Annotated in this window: 24 protein-coding genes; 15 read left to right on the top strand and 9 right to left on the bottom strand. The window is 69.5% G+C overall.

Going from position 1 to position 25,080, the window contains the following annotated elements:
* Positions 1–94: 94 nt before the first annotated feature.
* Positions 95–1,090, top strand: coding sequence for a transposase (locus ABZW60_RS36875; RefSeq protein WP_355484954.1), 996 nt, complete (start codon positions 95–97; stop codon positions 1,088–1,090).
* Between the two features lie 38 nt (positions 1,091–1,128).
* Here the strand turns inward: ABZW60_RS36875 and dhaK are convergent, their stop codons facing one another.
* Together dhaK and ABZW60_RS36885 are read right to left on the bottom strand one after the other, a co-directional pair.
* Positions 1,129–2,133 (bottom strand): dihydroxyacetone kinase subunit DhaK, encoded by a 1,005-nt coding sequence (gene dhaK / locus ABZW60_RS36880; protein ID WP_355484956.1) that lies wholly within the window; start codon positions 2,131–2,133, stop codon positions 1,129–1,131.
* Positions 2,134–2,179: 46 nt separating this feature from the next.
* The gene (locus ABZW60_RS36885) at positions 2,180–2,740 is read right to left on the bottom strand and encodes a sigma-70 family RNA polymerase sigma factor (RefSeq protein ID WP_355484958.1); all 561 of its coding nucleotides are present in this window, start codon (positions 2,738–2,740) and stop codon (positions 2,180–2,182) included.
* Between the two features lie 61 nt (positions 2,741–2,801).
* Between ABZW60_RS36885 and ABZW60_RS36890 the strand changes: the two genes are divergently transcribed.
* Entirely contained in the window at positions 2,802–4,772 is a 1,971-nt protein-coding gene (locus ABZW60_RS36890; protein ID WP_355484960.1) for a serine/threonine-protein kinase, read from the top strand.
* A gap of 123 nt (positions 4,773–4,895) precedes the next feature.
* On the opposite strand, the gene ABZW60_RS36895 is transcribed toward ABZW60_RS36890, so the two are convergent.
* Positions 4,896–6,038, bottom strand: coding sequence for an MFS transporter (locus tag ABZW60_RS36895; protein WP_355485059.1), 1,143 nt, complete (start codon positions 6,036–6,038; stop codon positions 4,896–4,898).
* A 66-nt stretch (positions 6,039–6,104) separates the two neighbouring features.
* Here ABZW60_RS36895 and ABZW60_RS36900 point away from each other — a divergent pair, with 66 nt between their 5' ends.
* Positions 6,105–6,833 carry a metalloregulator ArsR/SmtB family transcription factor gene (locus ABZW60_RS36900; protein WP_355484962.1) on the top strand — a complete coding sequence of 243 codons (729 nt, stop codon included), beginning with the start codon at positions 6,105–6,107 and terminating at the stop codon, positions 6,831–6,833.
* Position 6,834: 1 nt separating this feature from the next.
* On the opposite strand, the gene ABZW60_RS36905 is transcribed toward ABZW60_RS36900, so the two are convergent.
* Complete coding sequence (locus tag ABZW60_RS36905) at positions 6,835–7,554, bottom strand: hypothetical protein (RefSeq protein ID WP_355484964.1); 720 nt, start codon at positions 7,552–7,554, stop codon at positions 6,835–6,837.
* 87 nt (positions 7,555–7,641) lie between these two features.
* Entirely contained in the window at positions 7,642–8,355 is a 714-nt protein-coding gene (locus ABZW60_RS36910; RefSeq protein ID WP_355484966.1) for a hypothetical protein, read from the bottom strand.
* Between the two features lie 311 nt (positions 8,356–8,666).
* Here ABZW60_RS36910 and ABZW60_RS36915 point away from each other — a divergent pair, with 311 nt between their 5' ends.
* The gene (locus tag ABZW60_RS36915) at positions 8,667–9,950 is read left to right on the top strand and encodes an extracellular solute-binding protein (RefSeq protein ID WP_355484968.1); all 1,284 of its coding nucleotides are present in this window, start codon (positions 8,667–8,669) and stop codon (positions 9,948–9,950) included.
* Positions 9,951–9,988: 38 nt separating this feature from the next.
* Here ABZW60_RS36915 and ABZW60_RS36920 read toward each other — a convergent pair whose 3' ends face one another.
* The gene (locus ABZW60_RS36920; protein ID WP_355484970.1) at positions 9,989–11,185 is read right to left on the bottom strand and encodes a transposase; all 1,197 of its coding nucleotides are present in this window, start codon (positions 11,183–11,185) and stop codon (positions 9,989–9,991) included.
* A 161-nt stretch (positions 11,186–11,346) separates the two neighbouring features.
* Between ABZW60_RS36920 and ABZW60_RS36925 the strand changes: the two genes are divergently transcribed.
* From ABZW60_RS36925 to ABZW60_RS36935, 3 genes are read left to right on the top strand one after another with little or no spacing between them, the layout of a single operon-like run.
* Positions 11,347–12,189, top strand: coding sequence for a sugar ABC transporter permease (locus ABZW60_RS36925; RefSeq protein WP_355484972.1), 843 nt, complete (start codon positions 11,347–11,349; stop codon positions 12,187–12,189).
* The gene (locus tag ABZW60_RS36930) at positions 12,186–13,007 is read left to right on the top strand and encodes a carbohydrate ABC transporter permease (protein ID WP_355484974.1); all 822 of its coding nucleotides are present in this window, start codon (positions 12,186–12,188) and stop codon (positions 13,005–13,007) included. Before ABZW60_RS36925 ends, ABZW60_RS36930 begins: the two co-directional genes overlap by 4 nt.
* Before the next feature lie 49 nt (positions 13,008–13,056).
* Entirely contained in the window at positions 13,057–13,827 is a 771-nt protein-coding gene (locus ABZW60_RS36935; RefSeq protein ID WP_355484976.1) for a hypothetical protein, read from the top strand.
* On the opposite strand, the gene ABZW60_RS36940 is transcribed toward ABZW60_RS36935, so the two are convergent.
* The 3 genes from ABZW60_RS36940 to ABZW60_RS36950 form a co-directional block, all read right to left on the bottom strand.
* A complete protein-coding gene (locus tag ABZW60_RS36940) occupies positions 13,811–14,359 on the bottom strand; it encodes an NADAR family protein (protein WP_355484977.1) in 549 nt (182 codons plus the stop codon). The genes ABZW60_RS36935 and ABZW60_RS36940 overlap by 17 nt on opposite strands.
* Before the next feature lie 13 nt (positions 14,360–14,372).
* Complete coding sequence (locus tag ABZW60_RS36945) at positions 14,373–15,776, bottom strand: glycoside hydrolase family 43 protein (protein WP_355484978.1); 1,404 nt, start codon at positions 15,774–15,776, stop codon at positions 14,373–14,375.
* Between the two features lie 118 nt (positions 15,777–15,894).
* A complete protein-coding gene (locus tag ABZW60_RS36950) occupies positions 15,895–16,104 on the bottom strand; it encodes a hypothetical protein (RefSeq protein WP_355484980.1) in 210 nt (69 codons plus the stop codon).
* Between the two features lie 144 nt (positions 16,105–16,248).
* On the opposite strand from ABZW60_RS36950, the gene ABZW60_RS36955 reads away from it, so the two are divergent.
* The 8 genes from ABZW60_RS36955 (at position 16,249) to ABZW60_RS36990 (ending at position 25,077) form a co-directional block, all read left to right on the top strand.
* On the top strand, positions 16,249–16,473 hold the full coding sequence (locus ABZW60_RS36955) for a hypothetical protein (protein ID WP_355484982.1): 225 nt from the start codon (positions 16,249–16,251) through the stop codon (positions 16,471–16,473).
* Positions 16,474–16,498: 25 nt separating this feature from the next.
* Complete coding sequence (locus tag ABZW60_RS36960; protein ID WP_355484984.1) at positions 16,499–19,150, top strand: hypothetical protein; 2,652 nt, start codon at positions 16,499–16,501, stop codon at positions 19,148–19,150.
* Positions 19,151–19,468: 318 nt separating this feature from the next.
* A complete protein-coding gene (locus tag ABZW60_RS36965) occupies positions 19,469–19,702 on the top strand; it encodes a hypothetical protein (RefSeq protein WP_355484986.1) in 234 nt (77 codons plus the stop codon).
* Between the two features lie 140 nt (positions 19,703–19,842).
* Entirely contained in the window at positions 19,843–21,177 is a 1,335-nt protein-coding gene (locus ABZW60_RS36970) for an FGGY-family carbohydrate kinase (protein ID WP_355484988.1), read from the top strand.
* Positions 21,174–21,791 (top strand): histidine phosphatase family protein, encoded by a 618-nt coding sequence (locus ABZW60_RS36975; protein WP_355484990.1) that lies wholly within the window; start codon positions 21,174–21,176, stop codon positions 21,789–21,791. The genes ABZW60_RS36970 and ABZW60_RS36975 overlap by 4 nt, the downstream gene beginning before the upstream one ends.
* Positions 21,788–22,588, top strand: coding sequence for a DeoR/GlpR family DNA-binding transcription regulator (locus ABZW60_RS36980; RefSeq protein WP_355484991.1), 801 nt, complete (start codon positions 21,788–21,790; stop codon positions 22,586–22,588). The genes ABZW60_RS36975 and ABZW60_RS36980 overlap by 4 nt, the downstream gene beginning before the upstream one ends.
* A 12-nt stretch (positions 22,589–22,600) precedes the next feature.
* Entirely contained in the window at positions 22,601–24,061 is a 1,461-nt protein-coding gene (locus ABZW60_RS36985) for an FGGY family carbohydrate kinase (RefSeq protein ID WP_355484993.1), read from the top strand.
* On the top strand, positions 24,058–25,077 hold the full coding sequence (locus ABZW60_RS36990) for a 2-hydroxyacid dehydrogenase (RefSeq protein WP_355484996.1): 1,020 nt from the start codon (positions 24,058–24,060) through the stop codon (positions 25,075–25,077). Before ABZW60_RS36985 ends, ABZW60_RS36990 begins: the two co-directional genes overlap by 4 nt.
* The last annotated feature ends 3 nt before the right edge of the window (positions 25,078–25,080 follow it).

Raw genomic sequence — 25,080 nt, forward strand, 5'->3', positions numbered from 1 at the left:
GCGGAGCAACTCGGTTGGTCAGGATTCGCTGCGGCCGCGACTGCCTCCCTTCGGAGATCGGGGACTGTCGGTCCGTGCTGATTGGATACGACCCGTGTCCCGGTTCCGGATGTACCCGACGCGAGCAGAGCAGGCCGGTCTGCTCGAGCAAAGCAGACACGCCCGGTACGTATGGAACCTGGCCCTGGAACAGTGGTCGATGTGGACCCGTGACAAGGGACCGGCTGCGGGCTTCGTCGAGCAGTGTCGGCAATTGACCGAGGCGCGGGCCACGTTCGGTTGGCTCCGGGCAGGGTCGCAGACCGTGCAGCAGCAGGCGCTGCGGGATTTCGACCAGGCCGTCAAGAATTTCCACGCCCGCACGCACCAACGGCCGGTCTGGCGCAAGGCCGGCCAGCACGACGGCTTCCGCGTCGAGGTGGTCGGCGTGGATCGCGGCGTGGTGGTCTCGGCAGCGTTGAGTACGGGGGAGCTTCTGGCTTGTCCTGGACTGTCGTTGCGGGAGCGGTCCCGGCTCAACCAGTTGGAACGCAAACTCGCCAGATGCCGCCGTGGGTCGAGGCGCCGACGAAAGGTGGCGACGGCAATCGGCAAACTGCACGCACGGGCTGCTGATCGGCGCAAGGATTGGGTCGAGAAGACCAGTACCGAGCTCGCTCGCCGGTACGACGTGATCCGCGTCGAGGACTTGCGCATTCCGCAGATGACGAGGCGGCCCAAGCCCAGACCCGATCCGGCACGACCGGGGCACTACCTGCCGAACCGTCGACGGGCGAAGGCCGGCCTGAATCGCGGCATCCTGTCCAACGGCTGGGGGGACCTGGTACGTCGACTGGAACAAAAGGCACCCGGGAGAGTTGAGAGAGTAAGTCCTGCCAACACGTCTCAGACCTGCAGTGTCTGTGGGCATGCCGCACCGGAGAGCCGCAAGAGCCAAGCGGTGTTCCGTTGTGTGGCCTGCGGGCACGAGGCGAACGCGGATGTGAACGCAGCAGTCAACATCGCGGCCGGGCGGGCCGTCAGCGCACGCAGAGAGACGCCGGTACAGGTCTCGCCGAAGCGTGAACCTCAACTGGCTACCTCCGCGTAGAAGTTGGAATCCCCGCCCCCTTCGAGGCGGGGAGGACGTCAAGCGCCCCAGCGTAGGCCGGGGGTGTTTACCGGGGCGTCCCAGAGGCGTACCAGTTCGTCGTCCGCCTTCAGCAGTGTGACCGAGCAGCCGGCCATCTCCAGCGAGGTGATGTAGTTGCCGACCAGCGAGCGGGCGACGGTGATCCCGGCGCGGTCGAGGAGCTGGGCGACCTCGTTGTACATCAGGTACAGCTCGATCAGCGGCGTGCCGCCCATGCCGTTGACGAACGCGATCACCGCATCGCCCTGCTGGTAGGGCAGATCGGTGACCACCGGGTCGACCAGGAGCTCGGCGATCTCGCGGGCCGGAGCCAGCGGCAGCCGCTGCCGGCCGGGCTCGCCGTGGATGCCGATACCGACCTCCATCTCGTTCTCGGCCAGTTCGAACGTCGGCTTGCCGGCGGCCGGGACGGTGCACGACGTCAACGCCATCCCCATGCTGCGGCCGTTGTCGTTGACGCGCTTGGCCAGGTCCGCGACGTCCTGCAGCGGACGGCCCTCCTCGGCGGCCGCGCCGACGATCTTCTCCAGCAGCACGGTCACGCCGACCCCGCGCCGGCCGGCCGTGTACAGGCTGTCCTGGACGGCGACGTCGTCGTTGGTCACCACCGACAGCACCTCGGTGCCGGCGTCGGCGGCGGCCAGTTCGGCGGCCATCTCGAAATTCATCACGTCGCCGGTGTAGTTCTTCACGATGTGCAGCACGCCGGCGCCGGCGTCGACCGCCTTGGTCGCGGCCATCATCTGGTCCGGGACCGGGGACGTGAACACCTCGCCCGCGCAGGCCGCGTCCAGCATCCCGAGGCCGACGAACCCGCCGTGCATCGGCTCGTGCCCCGACCCGCCGCCGGAGATCAGCCCGACCTTGCCGGACCGTGGCGCGTCCTTGCGGTAGACGATCCGGTTCTCCAGGTCCACCCGCAGGCGGTCCGGATGCGCTGCGGCCATCCCGCGCAGCGCCTCACTCACAACATCAGCAGGGTCGTTGATGAGCTTCTTCATGCTCTCCATCTGAGCACAGGAGCCCGCCGAACGGGAGGCCCCGATTTCAGTCCTTGGGGCGCAGCAGCGGTCGGACGACCTCGCGGGCGTCGTGGATCCGGGACTTGACGGTGCCGAGCGGGGCGCCGACCTCGGCCGCGATCTCCTCGTACGACAGCCCGTAGACATCCCGCAGTACCAGCGGGGTCACCATCTGTGGCCGGTCCCGCTCCAGCGTCTCCAGGGCCTCCAGGAGGTCCAGGCGGGTGCCGGCGATCACGCTCGTGGTGCGCGGGTCCGGCTTCTCCATGGTCTCCGGGTTGTGCGCGGCCTGCGCGGAGCGCTTGAGCTTGCGGTACGTCGAGCGGGCGGAGTTCGCCGCGACCGAGTGGACCCAGGTCGAGAAGCTGCTGCGGCCGGAGTACGTGTTGATCTTGGTGGCGATGTTCAGCAGCGCCTCCTGAGCCGCGTCCTCCGCGTCCGCGGAGTAGGGCAGGACGCTGCGGCAGATCCGCAGGACGCGCGGATACACCTGCCGCAGCAGGTCGTCCATCGCGTTCTTGTCGCCCGCCTGGGCCTGCTCCGCGAGGGTGGCAAGGTCGTCGGTCGGACTGGTGCTCTCGCTCATCTGCGCCTTTGCTTCTCGATGGGCCCCGGTAGGGACACTCCAATGACCCATAATGCCCTGTATGGGGGTCCCAACCAGACTCGGTCGCTACGTCGTGCGCCGACGCCTCGGCTCGGGTGGTTTCGCCACCGTGTGGCTGGCTCAGGACGAGCAGCTCGACGCCGAGGTGGCGATCAAGGTGCTCGCCGACAACTGGGGGCACGACGACTCGGTCCGGCGGCGGTTCCTCGAAGAAGGCCGGTTCCTGCGCCGCGTCGAGTCCGAGCATGTCGTCCAGGTCCACGACGTCGGTGAGCTCGAGGACGGCCGGCCGTTCCTGGTGCTCACGTACGCCGACCGCGGCACGCTGGCGGACCGCCTGAAGAAGGAGCCACTCCCGCTGGCCGGCGCCGTGGACGTGGTCGTCCAGGTCGGCCGCGGCCTGCAGGCGCTGCACCGGCGCGGCCTGCTGCACCGCGACGTGAAACCGGCGAACGTCCTGTTCCGCAGCACCGACGACGGCGAGCGGGCGGTGCTGTCCGACCTCGGGCTGGGCAAGTCCCTCGACGAGGTGTCCCGGATCACCATGCCCGGCGGCACCCCGTCGTACGTCGCTCCCGAGCAGGCTCTCGGCGAGCGCCTGGACCAGCGCGCCGACCAGTACTCGCTGGGCGCGGTCGCGTACGCCGCTCTCACCGGGCGGTCGCCGCACCAGGTCGACGGGCTGGGCGCCGCGAGCCGGGTGAAGGTGGCGCCGCCGCCGAGCTCACTCGGGTTCGAGCTGCCGGGACAGGTCGACGCGGCGATCGTCCGTGCGCTCGACCCGGACCGGGAGAACCGCTGGCCGGACGTCCAGGCGTTCACCAAGCAGCTCGTCGGTGCGCTCGACGAGACCACCCGCAACTTCCCGCTGGCGGGCCGCGAGACGGTGACGATCACGCCGGACGACCTGGACGCGAAGACCGCACTCAGCGACGAGAACCAGCCGACGATCGTCAAGCCCAGCGACCTGTCCGAAGCCGACGTGGAGACCGTCGCGATCGGGACCACCGCCGGCAACAGCGCCTCGGCAGCCACCGCGGCCGGGGGCGACGCTTCCAGGCGCAGCGAGTCTGACCACGGCTCTGCCGTGGGCACGTCCGGAAGCGGCTCCGCCGGTGGCGCGTCCGGAGATGGCTCCGGTCGTGGCGCGTCTGGAGACGGCTCTGGCGGCGCGTCCTGGGACCGCTCCGCCGGGGACGCGTCTGGTGACGGATCCGGCGGGGGTGCGTCTGGGCACGGCTCCGGCGGGGGCGCGTCTGTGGACCGCGCATCTGGGAACGGCGCCGCCGGGGACCGCGCCGAGGACCGGGCTGCAGAGGACCGTGCCGGGGACCGTGCCGCCGGGGACCGCGCCGCCGGAGCGGCAGCTGGGGACCGTGCGCCCGGGAGCCGCGCGGCTGGGGACCGCGGGGCCGGAGAGCGTGCAGCGGTCGAGGGTGGTGCCGCGGACGCCGAGACCGCAGCCGTCGCGACCGCGGAACCCGCGGTGCCGCGCAAGCGGCGTGGCCGCTGGGTTGTCGCCGCCGTGCTGGCGCTGCTGCTCGGCGGTGGTGCCGGGTACGCCGGGCATTGGTACCTCTCCGGCCGCAAGATGATCCAGGTCTCGGAGGGCCAGTTCTCGGTCCGGCTGCCCGAGTCCTGGGCCCGCTCGATGGCGCAGTCGACCTGGACAGCCCCGGGCACCACCGGCACCGGCCCGGCGTTCCGCGTCAGCCGCGACGCCAACTGGTCGGGCAGGACGCCGGGCGTGTTCATCGGCGTGTCCAAGTCGAAGCTGGCGGTCCCCGACGGCAAGCAGTGCGACAACGCGGGCACTCCGTTCCCGCACACGGTCAGTGAACGGCCGGTCACCGACCGGCTGTCCGGGGACTGCTTCGGAGCAGATATCGTGCTCCTCCAACGGGTCGTCGATCACGGGGACGGCGGCTCGCTGCTCGTTCAGGTGGTCGTACCGGGATCGGACAGTTACCGGGCCACCGAGATCGCAGATTCGGTGCAGTACGTCCCCTAGGAAGTCTCCATGCGTTTTCCGACCGAACGGTTCCGGCCGTCGCCGGCCTTGCTCCAGTCCGCCCGCCGCAGGTTCTACCGCTTGCGCTCCCAGATCTTCCGCACCATCTGGCCGGTCGACTGACTAGGCAACAGTGAGCCAAGTGACAGCCAGGCCCAGCACCCAGAACGCCCCACCCAGCCAGCCGACCGTGTGCAGCCCGGCGGTGAAGGCGGGGGAGTGGCTGAGGATGGCGCTGTAGAGAGCTATGCCCAGTGCGCCGACCCCTTGGCGTGCAGTGTTGTTGACGCCGCTCGCGAGGCCCGCGCGATCTGGGGGTAAGGCAACGACCGCGGCGTTGACCACGGCGGCGGTGAGGAAACCCATGCCGATGCCCAGGCACAGCTCCACCGGAACGACTGCCGCATAGCCGCTGCCGGGGTGTACGCCGAGCAGACAGATCGACCCGACCGCTCCCAGTGCCAGCCCGACTGACATCGGGAGACGTGGCCCGTAGCGACCGGTGACCCGGCCTGAGATCGGACCCAGGACCGCCAGGGGCAACAGAACCGGCAGCAACTCCAGCCCGGCCCGCAGAGCACTGTGGTGCAGGTACTCCTGCAGGTACAGCGTGAGGGCCAGCAGCGTGCCCAGACCGACCAGGTTCATCAGACCGGCCACTACGTTGGCGCCGACGAAGTCCGCGCCGATCCGCAAGCGACGACGGGCCTCAGGCCGGGCCGGCTGATACCGCGGCACGATCTTCCACGCCACCGGCCACGCGATCGCGACGACCGGCAGGTTGACGAGGAACACCGCGCGCCACCCCAGCCCGCTCACCAGTACGCCGCCGCACAGCGGGCCCGCGACGAGTGCCAGGGCACCCGCGCCCGCCCAGATCCCAACAGCCCGAGCCTTTGCGGCCCTGTCGGCGTACTGCTCGGAGATGACAGCCAGCGTGCTCGGCAGCAGCAGGGCCGCGCCGACGCCCTGGACTGCTCGGGCTGCGATCAGGAGCTCGATGTTGGGCGCCGCACCGCAGGCCAGCGAGGCCCCGCCGAAGACAGCCAGCCCGGCCAGAACCGTACGCCGATGGCCGACGCGGTCACCCCATGCGCCGCAGACGAGCAGCAGCGCGGCGAGCACGATCATGTACCCGCTCACCACCCACTGCTGCGCCGCTGCACCGGTCGCCAGGTCGGTCCGGATCGTCGGCAACGCCACGTTGACGACGGTGACGTCCAGCTGGATCAGGAAGATTCCGACGCACAGCAAGGCGAGCAGCATGGTTTCCACGCTTCCACCGGAACAGTTCGGGTTGTGTCGAAGTGTGCCGGTGTGAGCATGGAGGGCATGGACGGAGATGCCGATGTCGCCCGGGCCGCGAGCCTGATGGCCGAGCCTGCGCGGGCAAAGGTCCTGATGGCACTTGCGGACGGCCGCGCGCTACCGGCGTCGCTGCTCGCTTCGGAAGCCGGTGTCTCACCCCAGACGGTGAGTGCTCACCTGCACAAGCTGCTGGACGGTGGTCTGGTCACAGTAGAGCGCTCCGGCCGGCACAGGTACTACAGGCTGGCCGGCCCGGAGGTCGCGGCGGCCGTTGAAGCCCTGGCGCGTATCGCGAAGCCGCAGCCCATCACGTCGCTCCGCCAGAGCACCCGCGCCGCGGCCCTGCGCGAAGCACGCACCTGCTACGACCACCTGGCCGGCCGCCTCGGTGTGGCCCTCCTGGAAGGCCTGGTACGCCGGGACGCCCTGAAACGCACCGACGGCGGCAAAGGGGCCGAGCGCCGCCCAGACGACCCCCTGGCCCAGCAACTCCCCGACGGCCCGTACGCCCTGGGACCGAACGCTGCTGAGGTCTTCGCCGACCTAGGCGTCGACCTGACCACACAACCGACCCGCCGTCCCCTTCTCCGCTTCTGCGTCGACTGGAGCGAGCAACGCCACCACCTGGCCGGCCAACTGGGCTCCGCTGTCACAGAAGCCTTCCTCGTCCGCGGCTGGCTCCGCCGCCGCAACGGCCAACGAGCCGTTGACCTGACCGAGGCCGGCCGCGAAGCTCTCGCCGGGCTGCTCTGAGTCAGAGCGAGCTGTCGCGCCGCTCGACGCTGTCCGTCGCGTGGTCCAGCACGTCCAGCAGCGCGTCCTTGTCCTGCGGGAGACCGGTCGAGCTCATCTCGACGGCGCAGTTCCCGCTGTCGTCGGCGATCCACCGCACGACGACGTACCGCAGGATGCCTTCGGGGGAGAGCTCTTCGTCCGGCACGTACGTGTAGGTGAGCGTGGCGTGGTTCGCCTCCACGTCCTGCGACAGGACCTTCACCATCTGGTCCTTCGAGATGATCGCGAGTTGCTTCAGCCGGGCGGCCAGCGAGTCCGCGGGCGGCCGGGTGATCGTGAAGCCGGCCTCGATCCGGATCCAGCGCTTCTTGGTCCGGTCGGTGAACCGGCCGGCCTTCGGTGACGTCTGCTTCGTGTAGACCCAGTCCGACGGCACCCGCACCGAGATCCGGGAGCGGAACATGTCGGTCACCGTGAAGTTCCGGGTCACGTAGCGCAGGTCGTCGGCCCGCAGCGCCGGCGAGTCGTCGTACGTGACCTTGCGGGGCGGACCGGTGGGCGTCGGCGTGGGGGAACCCGGGCTCGGGACCGGCCCGACCGCGAGTGGGCTCGCGGTGCCGGCCAGGCTTGGTTCTTCGGTGAGGAACAGGCCGACGCCGTACCCGCCCGCTCCGCCGACCCCTGCCAGCGTCAGCAGGCCGGCGCCGAGCATCGCTCGCCGGGTCACCGTCCTCGCCACGTCCTCACCTCCCCAGACCTACTTACAGAAGACACTTGAGCCCCCGCGCAGGTTGCGCCGGCTGCGTAACGATTTCGTGAAAACGGGTCAGCCGACCTCGCTGACGGAGGCCGTGGCTTTCTCGAGGATCTCGTGCAGCGCGTCGGCGTCCTGGGGCAGGCCGGTGACGCTCATCTCCACGTTGGTGTTGTCGCCGTTCACGGCGATCCAGCGGACCATCACGTACCAGAGCGTCTTGCCCGGGATGTAGGTGTAGACCAGCGTCGCGACCGACCGTGGTTCACCGTCGTCGCCGGTGACCACCTCCGTCGTGTGGTCGAGGATGCGGACGTCGTTCTCCGGTGCCTGGCTCTTCTTGAGGTCGACGATGAGCTGCGACATCTCGGCCTCCGGAGTCGCCTCGGCCGGCTCGTCCGCCTGGACCCGCACGCCGCGCTGCTCGATCTGCTCCACATACCTGACCTGGTCGGTGTGCTTGGGATCCCTGGTCAGCCGCCAGCCCTGCGGGATCTCGAGGGCGAGCCGGACGGACTGCCCGTCCTTCGCCGTCACGGAGAACGTGCGCTCGCTGTAGTCCAGACCGGTCGCGAGCGGCTCCTCGTTGTTCGGGACCGGGGTCTTCACCGGAATCGACGGCTCGGTGGGTGACGGGCCGGCGGACGGGGAGATCTCGCCGAGCGGGCCGGCGGTGCCGGACGCCGTCGGCTCCGGGGCGTCCAGGTAGTCGCCGGCGTAGTAGCCACCGCCGACGCCGAGCGCCAGGGCCAGCAACAGCAGCCCGGCCAGGAGGACTCGTCTCACGCCGGCACCCGGCCACACGTCGGCGCAGGCGGTACGAGCGACGTCGTACCGGCCGGATGCGGGGAGGCGGTCACGGGCACGTCGCCCATCTTCTCAGGCGAGACAGGCACCCGCCCACAACGCCGGGGGAGGCTGGTGGAATTCCTTCCCCGCCGCACCGCCCCGGTCATTTCACACCATCCGGACTGAATCCTTTCAACGAGGTCTTGACACCCTCCCGGGCCGTCCGTAGCGTCCCGCGTGACAAAAGTAACACGATCTTTCGGTTACTTCACATTCTTGGCCGGTACTTCGGCGCTCAGGAGGAACCCATGGCACTCGATCGGTCCATCAGCCGCCGGCGGCTCCTGCAACTGGCCGGCGGTGCGAGCCTGGCCGGCGCCCTGTCGTCCTGCGGTGGTGGCAACGGCAGCTCCGCGTCCGGCGGCACCCTCAAGGTGATCGGCGCCGGCAGTCAGGAGGCCGGCCTCCGCAAGGCCCTGGACGACTTCAAGAAGGCGAACTCCGACTTCGACTTCAACCTGTCGTTCTCGCCGGCCGACCAGCTGCAGACCGCGCTCCGCGCGCAGCTCGCGGCCGGCAACGCCCCCGACCTGCACGCCGTGTACCCGGGCAACGGCAGCGCGATGTCGATGGCGCAGCTCAGCAAGGCGAACCTGCTGACCGACCTCAGCAGCCAGTCCTGGACGCAGAAGATCCCGACCGGTTTCAAGGGCGCGTTCCAGAACGACGGCAAGACGTTCATCTTCTCGCCCGGCACCAGTGTGCTCGGCGCGATCTACAACAAGAAGGCGTTCGCGACCGCGGGCGTCGAGGTGCCGACGACCTGGTCGGAGCTGCTGTCGGCCTGCGACAAGCTGAAGAAGAAGGGCATCGTGCCGATCGCGCTCGGCGCCCAGACCCCGTGGGTCACGCAGCTCATCGACTACGCGCTCGTCCCGGGCACGGTCTACGCGAAGACCCCGGACTTCGACGACAAGATGATCGCCGGCAGCGCGTCCTTCGCGGACTCCGGCTGGGCGGACGCGATGGACAAGTACCTCGAGCTGCAGAAGAAGGGCTTCTTCAACGACAACCCGAACGGGACGACGTACGAGCAGGCCACGTCGATGGTCGGCACCGGCAAGGCCGCCATGGCCGTCCAGGTGTCGGCGGTCCTGCAGGCCTTCCGGCAGGCGTCGCCGACGCCCGACGACCTGGGCATGTTCCCGTTCCCGGCCACCGACGTGGCCGCCGACAACTGGATCCCGGGCGGCGTCGTGGTCGGCATCGGGATCAACGTGAAGAGCAAGCACGCCGACCAGGCCAAGAAGTTCGTCGAGTACTGCGGTCAGCCGGACGTCGTGAACGCGTGGGCCGAAGCCGTCGCGTGCGTCCCGCTCTACTCCGAGGGCGACGCCAAGGTCGACCCGGTCCTGAAACCGTTCCTGCCGTACCTGAAGGACAACAAGGCGGTCCCGTTCATGGACCAGCGCTGGCCCAACGCCGAAGTACAACCGACCCACTTCGCCGTCGTCCAGGAACTCCTCGGCGGCAAATCCACGGTCCCCGCCGCCCTGAAGAAGATGGACGAGGCCTACCGGAAGAGCGCTTGACGTCCTCCCCCGTCGTGCGGACGGAGGATTCCAAACCACTACGCGGAGGTAGCGAGTTGAGGTTCACGCTTCGGCGAGACCGGTACCGGCATCTCTCGGCGTGCGCTGACGGCCCGTCCGGCCGCGATGTTGGCTGCCGCGTTGACGTCTGCGTGTGCCCGCCGTCCGCAGGCCGCGCACCGGAAGACCGCTTGGCTCTCGCGGTTCTCCGGTGCGCAGTGCCCGCAGGCGCTGCAGGCCTGAGACGTGAACGCAGGATTCACTCTTTCGATGCGTCCCGGTGCCTTGTCGTCCAGGCGGCGTACCAGAACACCCCAGCAGTTGGCCATGATGCCCCGGTTGAGTCCGGCTTTGGCACGGCGCCGGTTCGGCAGGAACTGACCGGGCCGCTCGGGATCAGGCTTCGGCCTCGGGCGCCTGACCATCGCCGGGATGCGCAGGTCTTCGACGCGAATGAGGTCGAACCGGCGCGCGAGGTCGGTCGTGGTCTTCTCCACCCAGTCTCGGCGGCGGTCGGCGAGACGGGCATAGAGCTTGGCCATCGCTGCCTTCACCCGCAGGCGACGGCCGGACCCGCGACGGCACCGCAACAAACGACGTTGCAGGTGCTTCAGCCTTCCCCGTTCGGCGTCGGATGGGCCGCTGCACGACAGGAGCTCGCCCGTGGACAGCGCGGCCGAGACAATGACTCCGCGATCCACTCCGACGATCTTGCCGTTGTCGGGCGCCTGGATCGGCCTGGGGACCACGGCGAACGCGAGGTGCCACCGCCCAGCAGCATCACGGGTGACGCGGTAGGACTTCGCTTCGGGTACCGCACGGGACAACCGGATCCGCACCCAGCCGACCTTCGGCACGTTCACCGCCCCCCACTTGCGGTTGTGCGTCAACACCCGCAGGGCCTGAGCACCCACGATCCGGAATCCCTCGTGGCGTCCAGCTCTGCGCCAGGTCGGCCGGCCGTGGGTCCCCGCGCGAAAATTCCTGACCGCTTGGTCGAAGTCCCGCAGCGCCTGCTGCTGCGCGGTCTGCGATCCTGCCCGCAGCCAGCTGAAAGTCGCACGCGCCTCGGTCAGCTGCCTTGCCTGCTCCAGGTATCCCGGAGCCGGACGCCGGCCGCGGGTCCACATCGACCACTGCTCGAGTGCCAGATTCCACACATACCGGGCATGCGCACAGTGTTCGAGCAGCACAGCTTGCTGCACTGCAGTCGGGTACATGCGGAACCGCGCCATGCCGACCACCTAATCAGTCGGGACCGACAGTCACTGGTCTTCGAAGAGAGGCAGTCACAGTGACAACACTCGTTAGTCCGCCACCAGAATCAGTACGCCGGGACGCGGTCCGGCCTTCGTGGCGGCGGCGTGGGAGGCTCGGGCCTCCGTGGTTGTTCGCGGTGCCGGCGTTGCTGGTTTATGCGCTGGTTGTCTTGTATCCGGCGTTTTCCGGGGCCGGGTCGGCGTTCACGGACTGGTCGGGGGTGGGGGCGCAGCGGTCGTTCGTGGGGCTGGACAACTTCCAGGAGTTGTTCCACGACGACCAGGCGCTCGGCGCGTTGCGCAACACCTTGCTGCTGACGGTGGCGATCGTCGTCGTGCAGAACGGGATCGGCCTGCTGCTGGCGCTCGGCGTCCATACCGGCATCAAGAGCCGGATGCTGCTGCGGGTGATCTTCTTCGCGCCCGTCGTGGTCAGCCCGGTGATGGTGTCGTTCCTGTGGAAGTACGTGTACAACCCCGCGCCGGATGCCGGACTGAACGCGGCGCTCGGCGCGATCGGGCTCGACGGGCTGCGGCAGGACTGGCTGGGTAATCCGTCGATCGCGTTGTGGTCGGTCGCTTTCACGGTGATCTGGCAGTGCGCCGGGTACTCGATGGTCATCTTCCTGGCCGGCCTGGAAGGGGTGCCGGCCGAGTTGCACGAGTCCGCGATGGTCGACGGTGCGGGCACCGTGGCCCGGTTCCGGCACATCACCTGGCCGCTGCTCGCACCGGCCGTGACGATCAACCTGATGCTGTCCACGGTCGGTGGCCTGACGCTGTTCACGCAGATCATCGCGATGACCAACGGCGGCCCGGGGTACGCGACCGACACGCTGTCGACCGTCTTGTACAAGCAGGCCTTCGTCTTCGGGAAGTTCGGCTACAGCACCGCGGTGGCGCTGGTGCTGGCGATCTTCGTCGCGGCGGTGTCCTTCATCCAGATCGGGTACCTGCGCTCGAGGGAGACGACGGCATGAAATACAAGCCCCGCACGTTCGTGCTGGAAGTCGTCATGGTGGCGGCCGCGGTCGCCTTCCTGTTCCCTGTCTACGCCCTGGTGACGCTGGCCTTCAAGGACCCCGGCCAGATCGCCAACAAGCCGCTGTCGTTGCCGGATCCGCCGACGGTCGGGAGCTTCGGCGAGGCGTGGCAGTCGGCGTCCCTCGGCTCCGCGCTGCTGAACAGCACGCTGATCACGGCGAGCAGTGTGCTCGTGCTGATCGTGCTCGGCTCGCTGGCGGCGTACTTCCTGGCCCGTACGGCGACGCGGCTGAGCTATACGCTCTACATCCTGTTCCTGGTCGGCATCATCCTGCCGTTCCAGCTCGGGATGATCCCGCTCTACCAGCTCGTCAACGACCTGGGGCTGCTCGGTACGTACCAGGGGATGATCCTGTTCTACACAGGTATCCAGCTGCCGTTCACGGTGTTCCTCTACACCGGGTTCATCCGCTCACTGCCGGCCGACTACACGAACGCGGCACTGATCGACGGAGCCTCGCACCTGCAGGCGTTCGCGCACGTGATCTTCCCGCTGCTGCGGCCGATCACGGGCACGGTCCTCATCCTCAACGCCGTACACATCTGGAACGACTTCTTCACCCCGCTGCTGTACCTGGGCGGGTCCGGCCGGGAGACCGTCCCGGTCCGCGTCTTCGCCTTCGTCAACGAATACACGTCCGACTACGGTCTGGTGGCGGCCGGGCTGGTGCTCGCGGCGCTCCCGATCCTGTTGCTCTTCCTTGTCCTGCAGCGCTACGTGATCCGCGGCTTCGCCTCCGGGCTGAAGGGGTGACCTCTCCTCCGACGACACTGAGCACACACAAACAAAGAGGGGGCGTGGGATGGTACGTCGACTTGTGGCCGGGCTGCTGTCGGTCGGGGCCCTGCTGGGCGGGGCAGTGGTGCTGGGAACGGCGCCGGCCGAGGCGCGGACCGTGGCGGTCTCGGACACGCTGCTGCCGGGGCAGAAGCTGCTCGCCGGGCAGTACATCCGGTCGCGGAGCGGGGTCTTCACGTTGATCGTGCAGCCGGCCGGGGACGTCAAGCTCTACCAGCGCGGAGTGAAGGCTCCGCTGTGGGCCTCGGGGACCTGGCGGCCGAACTCGGTGCTGATGATGGGCACGGACGGCACGCTGCAGGTCATCTACGGCCGGACGAAGATCTGGTCGATGAGCATCAAGAGCCCCGGCGCCAAGCTCGTCCTGCCCGACAACGGGAACCTGGCGATCTACAACACCCGCGGCAAGGCGAACTGGAACCGGCACATGGTGGTCGGCACGCTGATGCCGCAGAGCAAGCTCGCCGCCCCGGACGCGTACTGGGACGAAGTCATCATGTACTCCGTCAACCGGGTCTACACGCTCAAGTTCCTGCCGACCGGCAACCTCGTGCTGCTGAAGAACGGCACGACCGTGCTCTGGAGCACCGGCGTGAAGAACGCTCCCGGGGCGTACGGCTGGGTGAGCCCGAACGGTGACTTCGCCACGGTCAACAACTTCGGCGACCTCACCTTCTTCTACCAGACCCGCCGCCCGGGCAGCGTCCTCCAACTCACCGACGACGGCCACCTCCGGATGGTCAACGGCCGCACGATCGTCAAGACGTTCCACTGAGCGAGGCCCGCGCCTCCATCAACGCGAACCCGAGCAGGTTCAGACCCCGCCACCCGGCGGGGTCCGCCGCTCGCGGGTCGTCGGCCGCGAGCCCGATACCCCACACCCGGTCCAGCGGACTCGCCTCCACGAGAACCCGGCGGCCGGTGTTCAGCAGGTACGAGCGCAGCGCCGGATCCTGTCCGAACTTCGCCGTACTGCCCGCGACGACGATCCCGAACCGAGCAGCCTCCCACGCCTCGCCGTCGAACCCGCGAACCTCCCGCCCCAGGTTCTTCGCCTCGGCCGGCGTCCGCGCCGCCAGGATCCGATCCACTGCCGCGAGGTCCCCGAACAGGCGGGCCTTCTCGGTCATCATGTAGTGCTCCGCGCTCGGGTAGCGCACCCCGTCCACGGTGAACTCTGCCGGCCACCACTGGCTCAGGCAGCCCGGCCCGATGCTCCCGTCCCGTTGCGGCTGGTGGCCCCAGAAGTACAGGAACTTCACCCGTTCCCCGGACGCGATCCGTTGCTGGAGGTCTTCGCTGTTCACGGGGCCCAGGGTGTCAGTACACCTCGATGCGGTCCAGGCTGATCACTGTGCTTGTCGAGGACGGGTTCTTGTCGCCGGTTACGCGGACCTTCAAGGTGTGCGGGCCGGACGGCAAGGTGGGGCTGATGTACATCAACTGCTCGCCGACACGGATCGAGCTGTAGTAGTCGATGCGTTGTTCGGGGCCGCCGTCGACCGAGATGGCGGCGATGCCGTTGCCGGTGTCGGCGACGCTCAGCAGGGCTACGCGGGTGCCGGTGAACTGGATCGTGGCTGTCGCGTTGGTTTCCCAGCTCCAGTGGTCGTTGCCCCAGAAGCACTGGTTGCCACAGCCGGATCCGGAGCTCCACGCGCCGGTGTAGCTGACGGCCGTGTCGGTGTCGTTGATCCAGTAGTTCGCCGAGCCGGGGTCGCCCGACGGCAGGTTCTGCGTCGCACCGGCAGCAAGCGGCCGGCCGAGGTTCGGCGTACCGTCCGCGTTCCAGGTGATCTTCTGGACCCGCGTCGTGCGGTACGAGTACGTGTAGGTGCTGGTGTTCTTGCCGTGGTACGCGATCCAGTCCTCGGTCCCGTCCGGCGACTTGAAGAACGAATGGTGCCCGGGGCCCCACACGCCGGTCGCGTCGTTCCGCGAGAACACCGGGCCGGGGTGCTGCACCCAGTTCGCCGCGACCATCGGGTCGGCGCCGTTCGCGATGCTCTTCATCCACAGCTGGTAGTCCGGCTTGCCGGTGTCGCAGGTCGAGTAGGTCAGGAAGGTGCGCGTCGCGCCGTACAGCGGGGTCGGGCCCTCCCGGACCTCGGTGCACCCGCCGTCCGCCGGGATCGCGACACGGCCGCCGGTCGCGGTCCACGGGTTGCTCATCCGGACGATGTACAGCTGCGCCGGTCCGCCCTGGCCGCGGCCCGGGCCGGTCCACACGAAGTACTGCTGACCGTTGACCGTGATCGGCTCGCCGTCGATGGCGTACTCGCCGAAGTCCGCGATCTTGGCCTTGAAGCTGTACGGGCCGAGCGGGTCGTCGCCGGCGGACTCGAGCACGTACATCCGGTGGTTCGCGTCCACGCCGTCGGAGGCCGTGTAGTAGATGTACCAGCGGTTCCCGACGTGCCGGAACGCCGGCGCCCACATCTGGGTGTCGCGGCTCGGGTCGGAGTCCCGCCACACCACCTGCTCGGGTTGCACGAGCAGCGTCGCCAGGCTGGCCGACGACCAGATCCCGATCCGGTCGCCGCGGGTGGTCGCGACGTAGTACCTGCCGTTGTGGAACATCAACGACGGATCGGCGGACGGATTCACCGGATTCCGGAACGTCTGGGACGTCACTGCGTTCTCCCGCGTCTCGGCGGCTGGGGCGGTCGGCGCCAGTACGGCAATCAGCAGTACGGCGACCACGGCGGCACGGACGAATCTCATGACTCACCTCTCGAAACCTGGGGGGCGGACCGGTCTCGCCTTCGGTTGTACCGTCTCTTTACCATCGTTGTAAACGGTTCGCCCGAGGATCGAACGGTCCGCCGTACCCGGCCCCGGGTCAGCGCTCGTTCTTGACGGCCTTCTCGGCTGCCTTGACCGCCTTCTGCGCCCTGTTGATGTTGTCGGCGCTGGACTTCAGAGCTTCCTTGTAGCCCGGCATCCCGCGCAGCTCGGACAGGTCCTTCTGGTGCTGCTTCGCGCCCGAGAGCTGCTTCTGAGCGGCCTCGAGCTGCTCGGCCGGGCTCGGGTTCCGTCCCCATCGTCCCACGGTGTTTCCTTCCCTCGGTTCGTTGTGCTGACGGGGCTCGGACGTGGCCGAAAAGCCTTGTGGTTCCAGGGTTCCGAGCCATTCGATGCACGTCGAAAGGTGGCCTTCCGGAACCCCTGGACGGGGTATGGCGTCGTACCGCACATGAAGCTCAAGGTGCGGGTCGTGCACTACCGGCACGATCGCTGGTATGCCGACATCGACGACGCCGAGGACCGGCAGCCGGACGATCCTTTCTGGTACGCCGACTGCCGGACGCAGGCCGAGGCGATCGCCCTCGCCTGCGCCGAACTCGCCGCCCTCGACCAGCGCGTCGCCGCCGGCACCGTCCCGCCGCGGCTCAGTGAGACTCGCGTCGAGGCCGCTTAGACCCCGGCCCCGGCATGATTGAGCGATGCTCGGGGAATCGGACGGCACCAGAGGCAAGGCCACGATCGAGCAGATCGGTCGCCGACGGACGTTCACCAAGACACTCCAGCTCGCGGTTGTCCTCGCGATCGTGCAAGTGCCGATGCGGGCCGCGGTCAACGAGTCCGCCGGTGCGTCGGCCGGCTGCGAGGTGCCCGGCCGGCTCTCGATCCTCGTCGACTCGGCATTCGTCCTGGCCTACGTGTACGCGGCGTACCGGGCGTACAAGTACGTCCGGTACCTGGATCGCCAGTCCTGGAAGACGATCGCGGCCGTCGGCTCCTGGACCGTCTTCGCCGCGGCCGTCCTCGACATCGCCGAGAACCTGACGCTGTGGGGCGACTCCGGCTCGGCGCCGTGCGCCGACCTCTCGACCGGCTGGTTCACCTGGCTGATGCGGGCCGTCTTCGTGGCCGGCGTACTCGTCCTCGCGGTCTGTCTGCTCGCGACGAGCCGCTTCGGCCAGCAGAAGTGGTACGGCGTGGAGCTGGCGCCGCCCGCGACATTCCGGCGCCCGAAGCGCGACGGCAAGGACGACGGCCGGCTCGTCATCACCTGTTCCGGCGGCGGGATCCGCTCGGCGTCGTTCTGTCTCGGGGCGCTGCAGCTGCTGTCGGAGCGCGGCCTGTACGACAAGGCGTCGACCGTGATCGGCGTCAGCGGCGGGGGCTACATGGCGGCTGCGTTCCACATACTGCGGCGTACCTGCACCGACCCGTTCTCGCCGGGGTCGCCCGAGCTGGCGCGCCTGCGCCGGCAGACGCGCTACCTGTTGTCCGGTGGCCGGGCGATGTTCCGCGCGGCCCTGTCGGTGCTGTTCGGCCTGGTCGTGAACCTGCTGCTGATCGGCATCACGCTGCGCGCGATCGCGTGGGTGCTCGGCTGGTTCCTCGCCGACCAGGGCGTGATCACGCCCGGCCCCGACGTGAACTGGCGGCCGGACGACTCCTGGTACTTCGTCGGGATGTCCGTGTTCCTGCTCGCGGTGAGCGCGCTGATGTTCCTGATCGAGAAGGTCTGGGACCGCTGGGCGCGGATGCCGGACGTGGTGCGGACGATCCTCACCACGATCGGCAACGTGACGCTGCGGTTCGGCGTACCCGTCGCGGTCCTGCTCCTCGGTGTGCCGGGAGGCCTGTACCTGTTGGGGAAACTCCCTGGTGACTCCGCGGACCAGCCGAGCCTGCCGTCGGCGCTATTGGCGTTGGTCGATCCAACGAAACAGGGGGTCGCATCGTTCGGCGCGCTGGTCGTCGTCCTGATCGGCCTGGGCAAATCGGTCTGGAACGGGCTGACCGTCGAGGGCAAGGCAGCGACCGGGCTGCGCGCGCGGCTGCTGATGTTCGCGCGCACCAAGCTCGCTCCGTGGGCCGGCAGCACGATCATCGTGCTCGCGGCCGTCATCGTGCTGCTGCGCTGGACCGGCGGCTACGCGACCGACCCGGCGTACCAGCAGGACTGGGACGTCGCACTGGTCCTGGTCGCGATCGCGCTCGCGATCAAGGTGCTCACCGACGCGAACCGGACCTCGCTGCACTCGTTCTACCGCGAGCGGCTGTCACGCGCGTTCCTGGTGAAGCGGCAGGACAACGGCGCCGCGGTCGCCCTGGACTATCACCTGCGGCTGCGGTACTCGGACTGGGCGAAGCCGCTGGACGGCGGGCCGCAGCTCGTCATCGCCGGCGTCGCGAACGTCGACGACCCGGACTTCGTGCCGACGCAGCGCGACTGCGTGCCGTTCGTGTTCGACGCCGAGCAGATCGGCATCGTCGGCGACCGGTCGCTGCCGGACGGCGGCCGCCGCGCGACGGCCGACTACGAGCGCGAGGCCGACGTCCTCAAGCGGGAGGTCACGGTGCCGGCGGCGATGGCGATCAGCGGCGCCGCGTTCAGCCCGCTCACCGGCCGGGTGAACGCGCGGACGCGGCCGGTCCGGCTGCTGCTGGCCGTCCTCAACGCGCGGCTCGGCGTGTGGTTGCCGAACCCGTACTGGAACAACCGCGCCGAGGCGTCGTTCCCGGACCGGCACGGCGTCGTCGCCAAGGTCCGGCGGTACGTCGGCAGCGTGATCGACAAGCCCGGCCCGTACCGGCTGCTGCACGAGGCGGTCGGGTCGCCGTCGATGTACGAGCGCCGCATCTACGTGACCGACGGCGGGCACTACGACAACCTCGGCCTGGTCGAGGCGCTGCGCCGCAAACCCGCGCAGGTGATCGCGATCGACGCGTCGAACGACGCCGAGGACCGCTTCACCGCCCTCGCCGAGGCGATCGCCACCGCCCGGATGGACCACGGCATCGACATCGACATCGACCCGTCGCCGATGGTCCGCGGCGGCAAGGCCCGCGCCGACCGCCCGTGGGCCTACGGCATCGCCACGCATCCGCTCGAGGACGACGAGGAGAAGCCGTACAAGACCGAGATCTTCTTCGTCAAAGCAGTCCTCGCCGGCCACCTGGACTGGGACCTCGAGCAGTACGCCGTCGAGCACACCGACTTCCCGCGCCGCACCACCGGCGACCAGTTCTACGACGAATGGGACTTCGAGGCCTACCGCTCCCTCGGCCACACCCTCACCGCCTCCCTCACCGACCACCACCGCGTGAAGGCCCGCCTCGAAGACACCTCGACACCCTGACAGTGACGGTGTGGCCTGTGAGTGAGTGGGTCGGCACGGTGCGTATTTCCTGTGGATAACCGCTGTGGACAACGGACGATTGCTGTGGACAACCAGGGGATGAGTTGTGGAGGAGGCAACAAATGCCGGTGCCTCTGCACGTGCAGTCCGGCTGGTGAGAGAGCGGTTGCCGGGGGCCGCTTTCGGTGCTGAGATTGGTCCCCGTACAGCGGATGAAACTTTACGAAGATTTATCCGTGACGATCGGTGCGTCAGGTCGTTGATCTGTCAGACAGTTCGCGATCAGCGGATCGCTGGGGAATCCGGAGGGACCCGCTCGTGCACAAGTTCAACCCGCCACCGGACTGGCCGGAGTTGCCGACCTCGGAGTGGCGTCCGCCGCCCGGCTGGACGCCGGACCCGACCTGGCCTGCACCGCCCGCGGGCTGGCGCTTCTGGCTCAATCGGAACGGCCGGCACAGCAGCGGCCCGATCGGTGCGTACGGCGCCGTCGACGCGGGCCGGCTCGAGCTGGCCGGCGTCGACCCGGCGCTCGTCCTCATGCACTCCTGATCAGAAGCCCTTCGGCTCCCACAGGCCAGACCGGCGTGTGGGAGCCGTCTCATGTCCGCCTTCGGTCAGGGGTGGCGCGTTCTTACCGTCTTCTGGTGTTATGTTATCAACCTAGATAACACTCACCTGGGAGGCGCTTCGTGGGCTGGATCGGTCTCGACCTCGGCACGCAAAGTGTGCGGGCCGTGCTGGCCGATGCCAAGGGCGGCGTTGTGTCCCGTGCAACGCGCCCCCTCACCAGTCACCGGGACGGCGTCCGGCACGAGCAGGACCCGCAGGCCTGGCTGACCGCCGTCGACGAGGTCCTCGCCGAGGTGGGAGTGACCGACCTCGACGGCATCGCGATCTGCTCCACCTCCGGCACCTTCCTGCTGACCGACAGCGGCGGCCGCCCCGTCACCCCGGCACTGATGTACGACGACGCGCGCTCGGCCGCCCGTCGCGACCAGATCGTGGACGCCGACCCGGACCGTTGGGCCACGAGCATGCAACCCACCTGGGCGCTGCCGAAGATCCTCGATCTGGACCTGGCCGGCCGGCGCGTCGTCCACAGCGCCGACTTCGTCGCGGCCCACCTCGTCGGCCACCCGGTCGCCACCGACACCAGTCACGCGCTGAAGACCGGGTACGACCTGATCGCCGACGCCTGGCCGACGGCGGCGTTCGACAAGCTCGGGCTCCCGCTCACCGCCTTCCCCGAGGTCGTCCGCCCCGGCTCCGAGCTCGGCCGCACGCCCGCGGGAGTTCCGGTGTACGCCGGCATGACCGACGGTTGCGCCGCGCAGATCGCGGCCGGCGCGCTGAGCCCCGGCGCGTGGAACTCGGTCCTGGGCACGACGCTCGTCCTGAAAGGCGTCAGCGATCAGTTGCTGACCGACCCGACCGGCGCCGTCTACAGCCACCGGCACCCGGACGGCGGCTGGCTCCCGGGCGGCGCGTCCAGCACCGGCGCCGGCCTGCTCACCGAGCTTCTCCCCGGAGCCGACCTCGACGCACTGGATCGGGCCGCCCACCCGATCGAGGCCGTCACCTACCCGCTGACCAAGACCGGCGAGCGGTTCCCGTTCGTCGCCCCGCAAGCCGAACGGTTCACGCTCGGTGACACCCCGGATGAGCTGCACACCTACGCCGCCGTCCTGCAAGGCGTCGCCTTCATCGAGCGACTCGCGTTCGAGCACCTGGAGACGCTCGGCGCGGACCCGGTCCGCTCGGTCTCGCTCACCGGAGGCGCCACCCGGAGCAGGTACTGGAACCAGTTGCGCGCGGACGTCCTCGGCGTACCGGTGGAGCTTCCCGCCGTACCCGACCCGGCGTACGGCATGGCGGTCCTGGCCGCATCCGGCGGGACCGACCTCACCGGGACAGCGCGCCGGATGGTCCGTGTGGACCGCGTCCTCGAACCGCGCGGTGACCGGCTCGACGACCTGTACGGCGCCTTCGTCGCCGAACTCGACCGCCGGGGGTATCGCGGATGAGAACCACGATCGTGCTGGCCCGCCACGGCCGGACCGCATGGCATCACGGCAACCGCTACACCGGTTCCACGGACCTGCCGATCGACGAGGTGGGCGTCCAGCAGGCGCGGCAGCTGACGGAGTGGGCGCTCGACTACGCACCGGACGCGCTGTGGTGCTCGCCGATGCTCAGGGCTCGCCAGACCATCGCGCCGCTCGCGGAGGCCCTCGCGGCCGAGCCGACGGTCGACGCCCGGCTGCGGGAGGTCGACTTCGGGTCCGCCGAGGGCAGGATGCTGGGCGAGCTGCCGCCGGCGGTGGGCAAGGCGTTCGAGCTCGACCCGGTGCGGAACCACTTCCCGGGCGGCGAGGACCCGGCCGCGGCGGCCGACCGGGTGCGCGAGGTCTTCGACGAGATCGGGCGGCGGCACGAGGGGCAGAAGGTCTTCGCGGTCGCCCACAACACGCTCATCCGGCTGCTCGTGTGCAGGGTGCTCGGCCTGCGGCTGAACGACTACCGCAGACTGCTACCTGCGCTCGGTCCCGCGGCGCTGGTGCGTTTCCGGTGGCAGGACGGCACAGTGGGTCTCGAGGCATACAACGTTCCTCCTCTGCGTTTGGAGACCCTGGCATGACAACGGATGTCGACGGCGACACCACCGAACTGAGTCGTCCCGCGCGCCGGCAGGCCGAGATCGCGGCGTACGTCGTGAAGCACGGCTCGGTCTCGGCGAACGACCTGGTCGAGGCGTTCGGCGTGAGCGTGATGACGGTGCACCGCGACCTGGACGAACTCGAGCGGCAGGGTGTGGTCCGCAAGTACCGCGGCGGCGTCAGCGCGCAGCCGACGAGCGTCTTCGAGAGCAACGTCGCGTACCGGCTGAACACCGCGCACGCGGAGAAGGCCGCGATCGCCCGGCACGCCCGCGCGATGATCGAGCCGGGGATGTCGGTGATGCTCGACGACTCGACCAGCGCGCTGGCCCTGGTCGACCTGTTCGAGGACATCACTCCGTTGACCGTGGCAACGAACTTCCTGCCGGCGATCACCAGACTGGCCCAGCTGCGCGACATCACCCTGCTGGCGCTCGGCGGGATCTACTCGGCGACCCACGACTCGTTCGGCGGGATGCCGTGCGCGGAGGCCGTCGAGGCGCTGCACACCGACCTGCTGTTCTGCTCGGTCTCGGCGGTGTCGGCGACGCACGCGTTCCACCAGGAGGAGGAGATCGTCCTGGTCAAGCGGGCCATGCTGCGCTCGGCGAGGACCAAGGTGCTGCTCGTCGACCACGCCAAGCTGCAGCGCACCGCGCTGCACCGGCTGGCCCCGCTGACCGACTTCGACGTGGTGATCGTCGACGAGAAGACCCCGAAGACCCTGATCGACCCGCTGCGTGACCACGGCGCGACGGTGGAGGTCGCCAAACTCTAGGAGGGGGCATGTATGGACGTTGGCGTTGACGTAGGCACCACCGTCACGAAGGCAGTCGCGTTCGGCGCCGACGGCCGTCCACTGGCCGAGGCATCCCGGCCGACCAGGCTGTTGCACCGCAGTCCCGGGCGGTTCGAGCACGAGACGTCGGAAATAGTTGCTTCAGTCAACGAGGTGGTCGGGGAACTGGCCGCGACCGTCGGCACGCGCCCCGACGTCCTCGCGATCACCGCCCAGGGCGACGGGTTGTGGCTGGTCGACGACGACGGCACACCGACCCGCCCCGCGATCTCCTGGCTGGACGCGCGCAGCAGCACGATCCTCGAGCGGTGGACCGCGGACGGCGTCGCGGAACACGTGTTCCGGCGTTCCGGAAACCGGATGTTCCCGGGCGCGTCCGGCCCGCTGCTGGCCGCCGTCCTCGCGGAGGAACCCGCCGTCATCGAGCGGGCCGGTACGGCGGCGTACTGCAAGGACGTCGTGATGCAGGCGCTGACCGGCGTCCGCGCGACGGATGTTTCCGACGCGTCAGCGCCGTTCCTCGACCCGCGGACCGGTGCGTACGACGAGGACGCGTTGGCCGCGACCGGTCTGTCCGAGGTGCGGCGATTGCTCGCGCCGGTGGCTGCGGACGGGCCTGTCGGGGAGTTGCGCGACGACTCGACCGGGATGGCGGCGGGTACCCGCGTGTCCGCCGGCCCGTACGACCTCCCGGCCGCAGCTGCGGGCGCCGGTGTGACAGACCCCGGCGACGCCCTGCTGACCGTCGGCACGACGCTGGCCTGCCAGGTCGTGACCCGAGAGCTCCCCGTCGACGGTGAGCCGGCGGGCCTGTTCCTCGGCACCTGGACGCCGGGCGTGTGGCTTCGCGCGATGCCCGCCATGGTCGGTACGGCGGCCCTCGACCGCGTACTCGCCCTGGTCGGCGTCGGCACCGATCAACTACCGTCGCTGCTCGCGGACAGCCGGCCCGGTGCGTCCGGAGTGACGGTCCTGCCGTACCTGTCCGAGGCCGGCGAACGCGCGCCGTTCGTCGACACCCGCGCCCGCGGCACGATCGACGGCATCTCGCTGTCCACCACGACGGCCGATCTGGTGCGCGCGACCTGCGAAGGCATCGCGTACGCCGCTCGCCACTGTCTGGAGGCGGCCGGCTGGACCGGCCGCGTCACGGTGTGCGGCGGTGGAGCCCGCAGCAGCGAGTGGACGCAGATCCTCGCCGACGTCCTGAACGCGCCGTTGCACACGGCCGAGGCCGAGCAGGTCGCCGCGCGCGGTGCGGTGATCTGTGCCCGGCGCGCGGTCGATCCGGACAGCGCCGGGGACGGGTGGATCGCCGAGACCCGCCAGATCGACCCGGACCCGTCCCGTGCCGCTTTCTACGCCGACGGCTACGCCCATTACCTGCGCCGCATCGAGTCGGCCCGCCCGCGCTGGTCCGACCCAGCCCCCACCTTTTCAGGAGATCGATGAGAACCGTCAAGACGCTGCTCGCCGGCGACCACTTCGTGCGCAACGACCTGCTCGCCGCGGCGCTGACCACGATCCCGGACGTCGGGTTCGAGTTCCGTGAGGTCACGCTGCCCTGGCCGCTGACGCCGTACGGGCGGGTGGCCGAGGTGGACGAGGCGAGTGACGCGGAGGACCAGCTGATCGAGGCCCTCGCCGGGGTCGAGCTCGCGGTCACCCAGATGGGGCCGTTCACCGAGCGGGTGCTGGACGCCGCGCCGGACCTGCGATTCCTCGTCGTGTGCCGTGGCGGTCCGGTGAACGTGAACCTGGCCGCGGCCGCCGAGCGCGGCATCGCCGTCGCGTCGACGCCGGGCCGCAACGCGGTGGCGGCCGCCGAGCACGCGGTCGCGCTGATGATGGGTGCCCTGCGCAACCTTCCCCGGTTGCAGCGGACGCTGGAGCAGGGGGAGTGGCGCTCCGACCTGTACGCGTACGACGAGTGCGGGATCGAGCTCGACGGGTCGACCGTCGGCCTCGTCGGGTACGGCGCGATCGGCCAGCGGGTCGCCCGCGTACTGCTGGCGTTCGGTGCCCGCGTCCTGGTCGCCGACCCGTTCGTCGACGAGGCGCCCGAGGGCATCGAGCTGGTGGCGCTCGACGACCTGCTGCGGCGGTCGGACGTGGTGAGCCTGCACGCACGGCTGACCGACCAGACCCGCGGGATGATCGGCGCGGAGCAGATCGCCGCGATGCCACGTGGCGCCGTTCTGGTGAACACCGCGCGTGGCGGATTGCTCGACTACGACGCGACGGTGGACGCGCTGGAGTCGGGGCAGCTCGGGGCGGCGGCGTTCGACGTCTTCCCCGCCGAACCGGTACCGGCCGGGTCGCGCCTGCTGACCGCGCCTAACATCGTGATGACACCGCACCTGGCCGGTGCCACCCGGCAGACCGCTCACCGCGCCGGTTCGATCGCCGCCGAGGCGGTGGCCGCCTTCCTCGCCGGACAGGAGCCCGTCGGACTGGTCTCCGCCTGAGCG

The sequence above is a fragment of the Kribbella sp. NPDC003557 genome, assembly GCF_040610805.1.
Classification (GTDB): domain Bacteria; phylum Actinomycetota; class Actinomycetes; order Propionibacteriales; family Kribbellaceae; genus Kribbella.

What these genes read in the sequence shown, in the direction of transcription:
- ABZW60_RS36920 (WP_355484970.1), bottom strand. Translation starts at nt 11,185, where the DNA reads ATGGCGCGGTTCCGCATGTACCCGACTGCAGTGCAGCAAGCTGTGCTG.
- ABZW60_RS36885 (WP_355484958.1), bottom strand. Translation starts at nt 2,740, where the DNA reads ATGAGCGAGAGCACCAGTCCGACCGACGACCTTGCCACCCTCGCGGAG.
- ABZW60_RS36975 (WP_355484990.1), top strand. Translation starts at nt 21,174, where the DNA reads ATGAGAACCACGATCGTGCTGGCCCGCCACGGCCGGACCGCATGGCAT.
- ABZW60_RS36890 (WP_355484960.1), top strand. Translation starts at nt 2,802, where the DNA reads ATGGGGGTCCCAACCAGACTCGGTCGCTACGTCGTGCGCCGACGCCTC.
- ABZW60_RS36930 (WP_355484974.1), top strand. Translation starts at nt 12,186, where the DNA reads ATGAAATACAAGCCCCGCACGTTCGTGCTGGAAGTCGTCATGGTGGCG.
- ABZW60_RS36980 (WP_355484991.1), top strand. Translation starts at nt 21,788, where the DNA reads ATGACAACGGATGTCGACGGCGACACCACCGAACTGAGTCGTCCCGCG.
- ABZW60_RS36915 (WP_355484968.1), top strand. Translation starts at nt 8,667, where the DNA reads ATGGCACTCGATCGGTCCATCAGCCGCCGGCGGCTCCTGCAACTGGCC.
- ABZW60_RS36900 (WP_355484962.1), top strand. Translation starts at nt 6,105, where the DNA reads ATGGACGGAGATGCCGATGTCGCCCGGGCCGCGAGCCTGATGGCCGAG.
- ABZW60_RS36985 (WP_355484993.1), top strand. Translation starts at nt 22,601, where the DNA reads ATGGACGTTGGCGTTGACGTAGGCACCACCGTCACGAAGGCAGTCGCG.
- ABZW60_RS36955 (WP_355484982.1), top strand. Translation starts at nt 16,249, where the DNA reads ATGAAGCTCAAGGTGCGGGTCGTGCACTACCGGCACGATCGCTGGTAT.
- ABZW60_RS36895 (WP_355485059.1), bottom strand. Translation starts at nt 6,038, where the DNA reads ATGCTGCTCGCCTTGCTGTGCGTCGGAATCTTCCTGATCCAGCTGGAC.
- ABZW60_RS36960 (WP_355484984.1), top strand. Translation starts at nt 16,499, where the DNA reads ATGCTCGGGGAATCGGACGGCACCAGAGGCAAGGCCACGATCGAGCAG.
- ABZW60_RS36990 (WP_355484996.1), top strand. Translation starts at nt 24,058, where the DNA reads ATGAGAACCGTCAAGACGCTGCTCGCCGGCGACCACTTCGTGCGCAAC.
- ABZW60_RS36935 (WP_355484976.1), top strand. Translation starts at nt 13,057, where the DNA reads ATGGTACGTCGACTTGTGGCCGGGCTGCTGTCGGTCGGGGCCCTGCTG.
- dhaK (WP_355484956.1), bottom strand. Translation starts at nt 2,133, where the DNA reads ATGAAGAAGCTCATCAACGACCCTGCTGATGTTGTGAGTGAGGCGCTG.
- ABZW60_RS36945 (WP_355484978.1), bottom strand. Translation starts at nt 15,776, where the DNA reads ATGAGATTCGTCCGTGCCGCCGTGGTCGCCGTACTGCTGATTGCCGTA.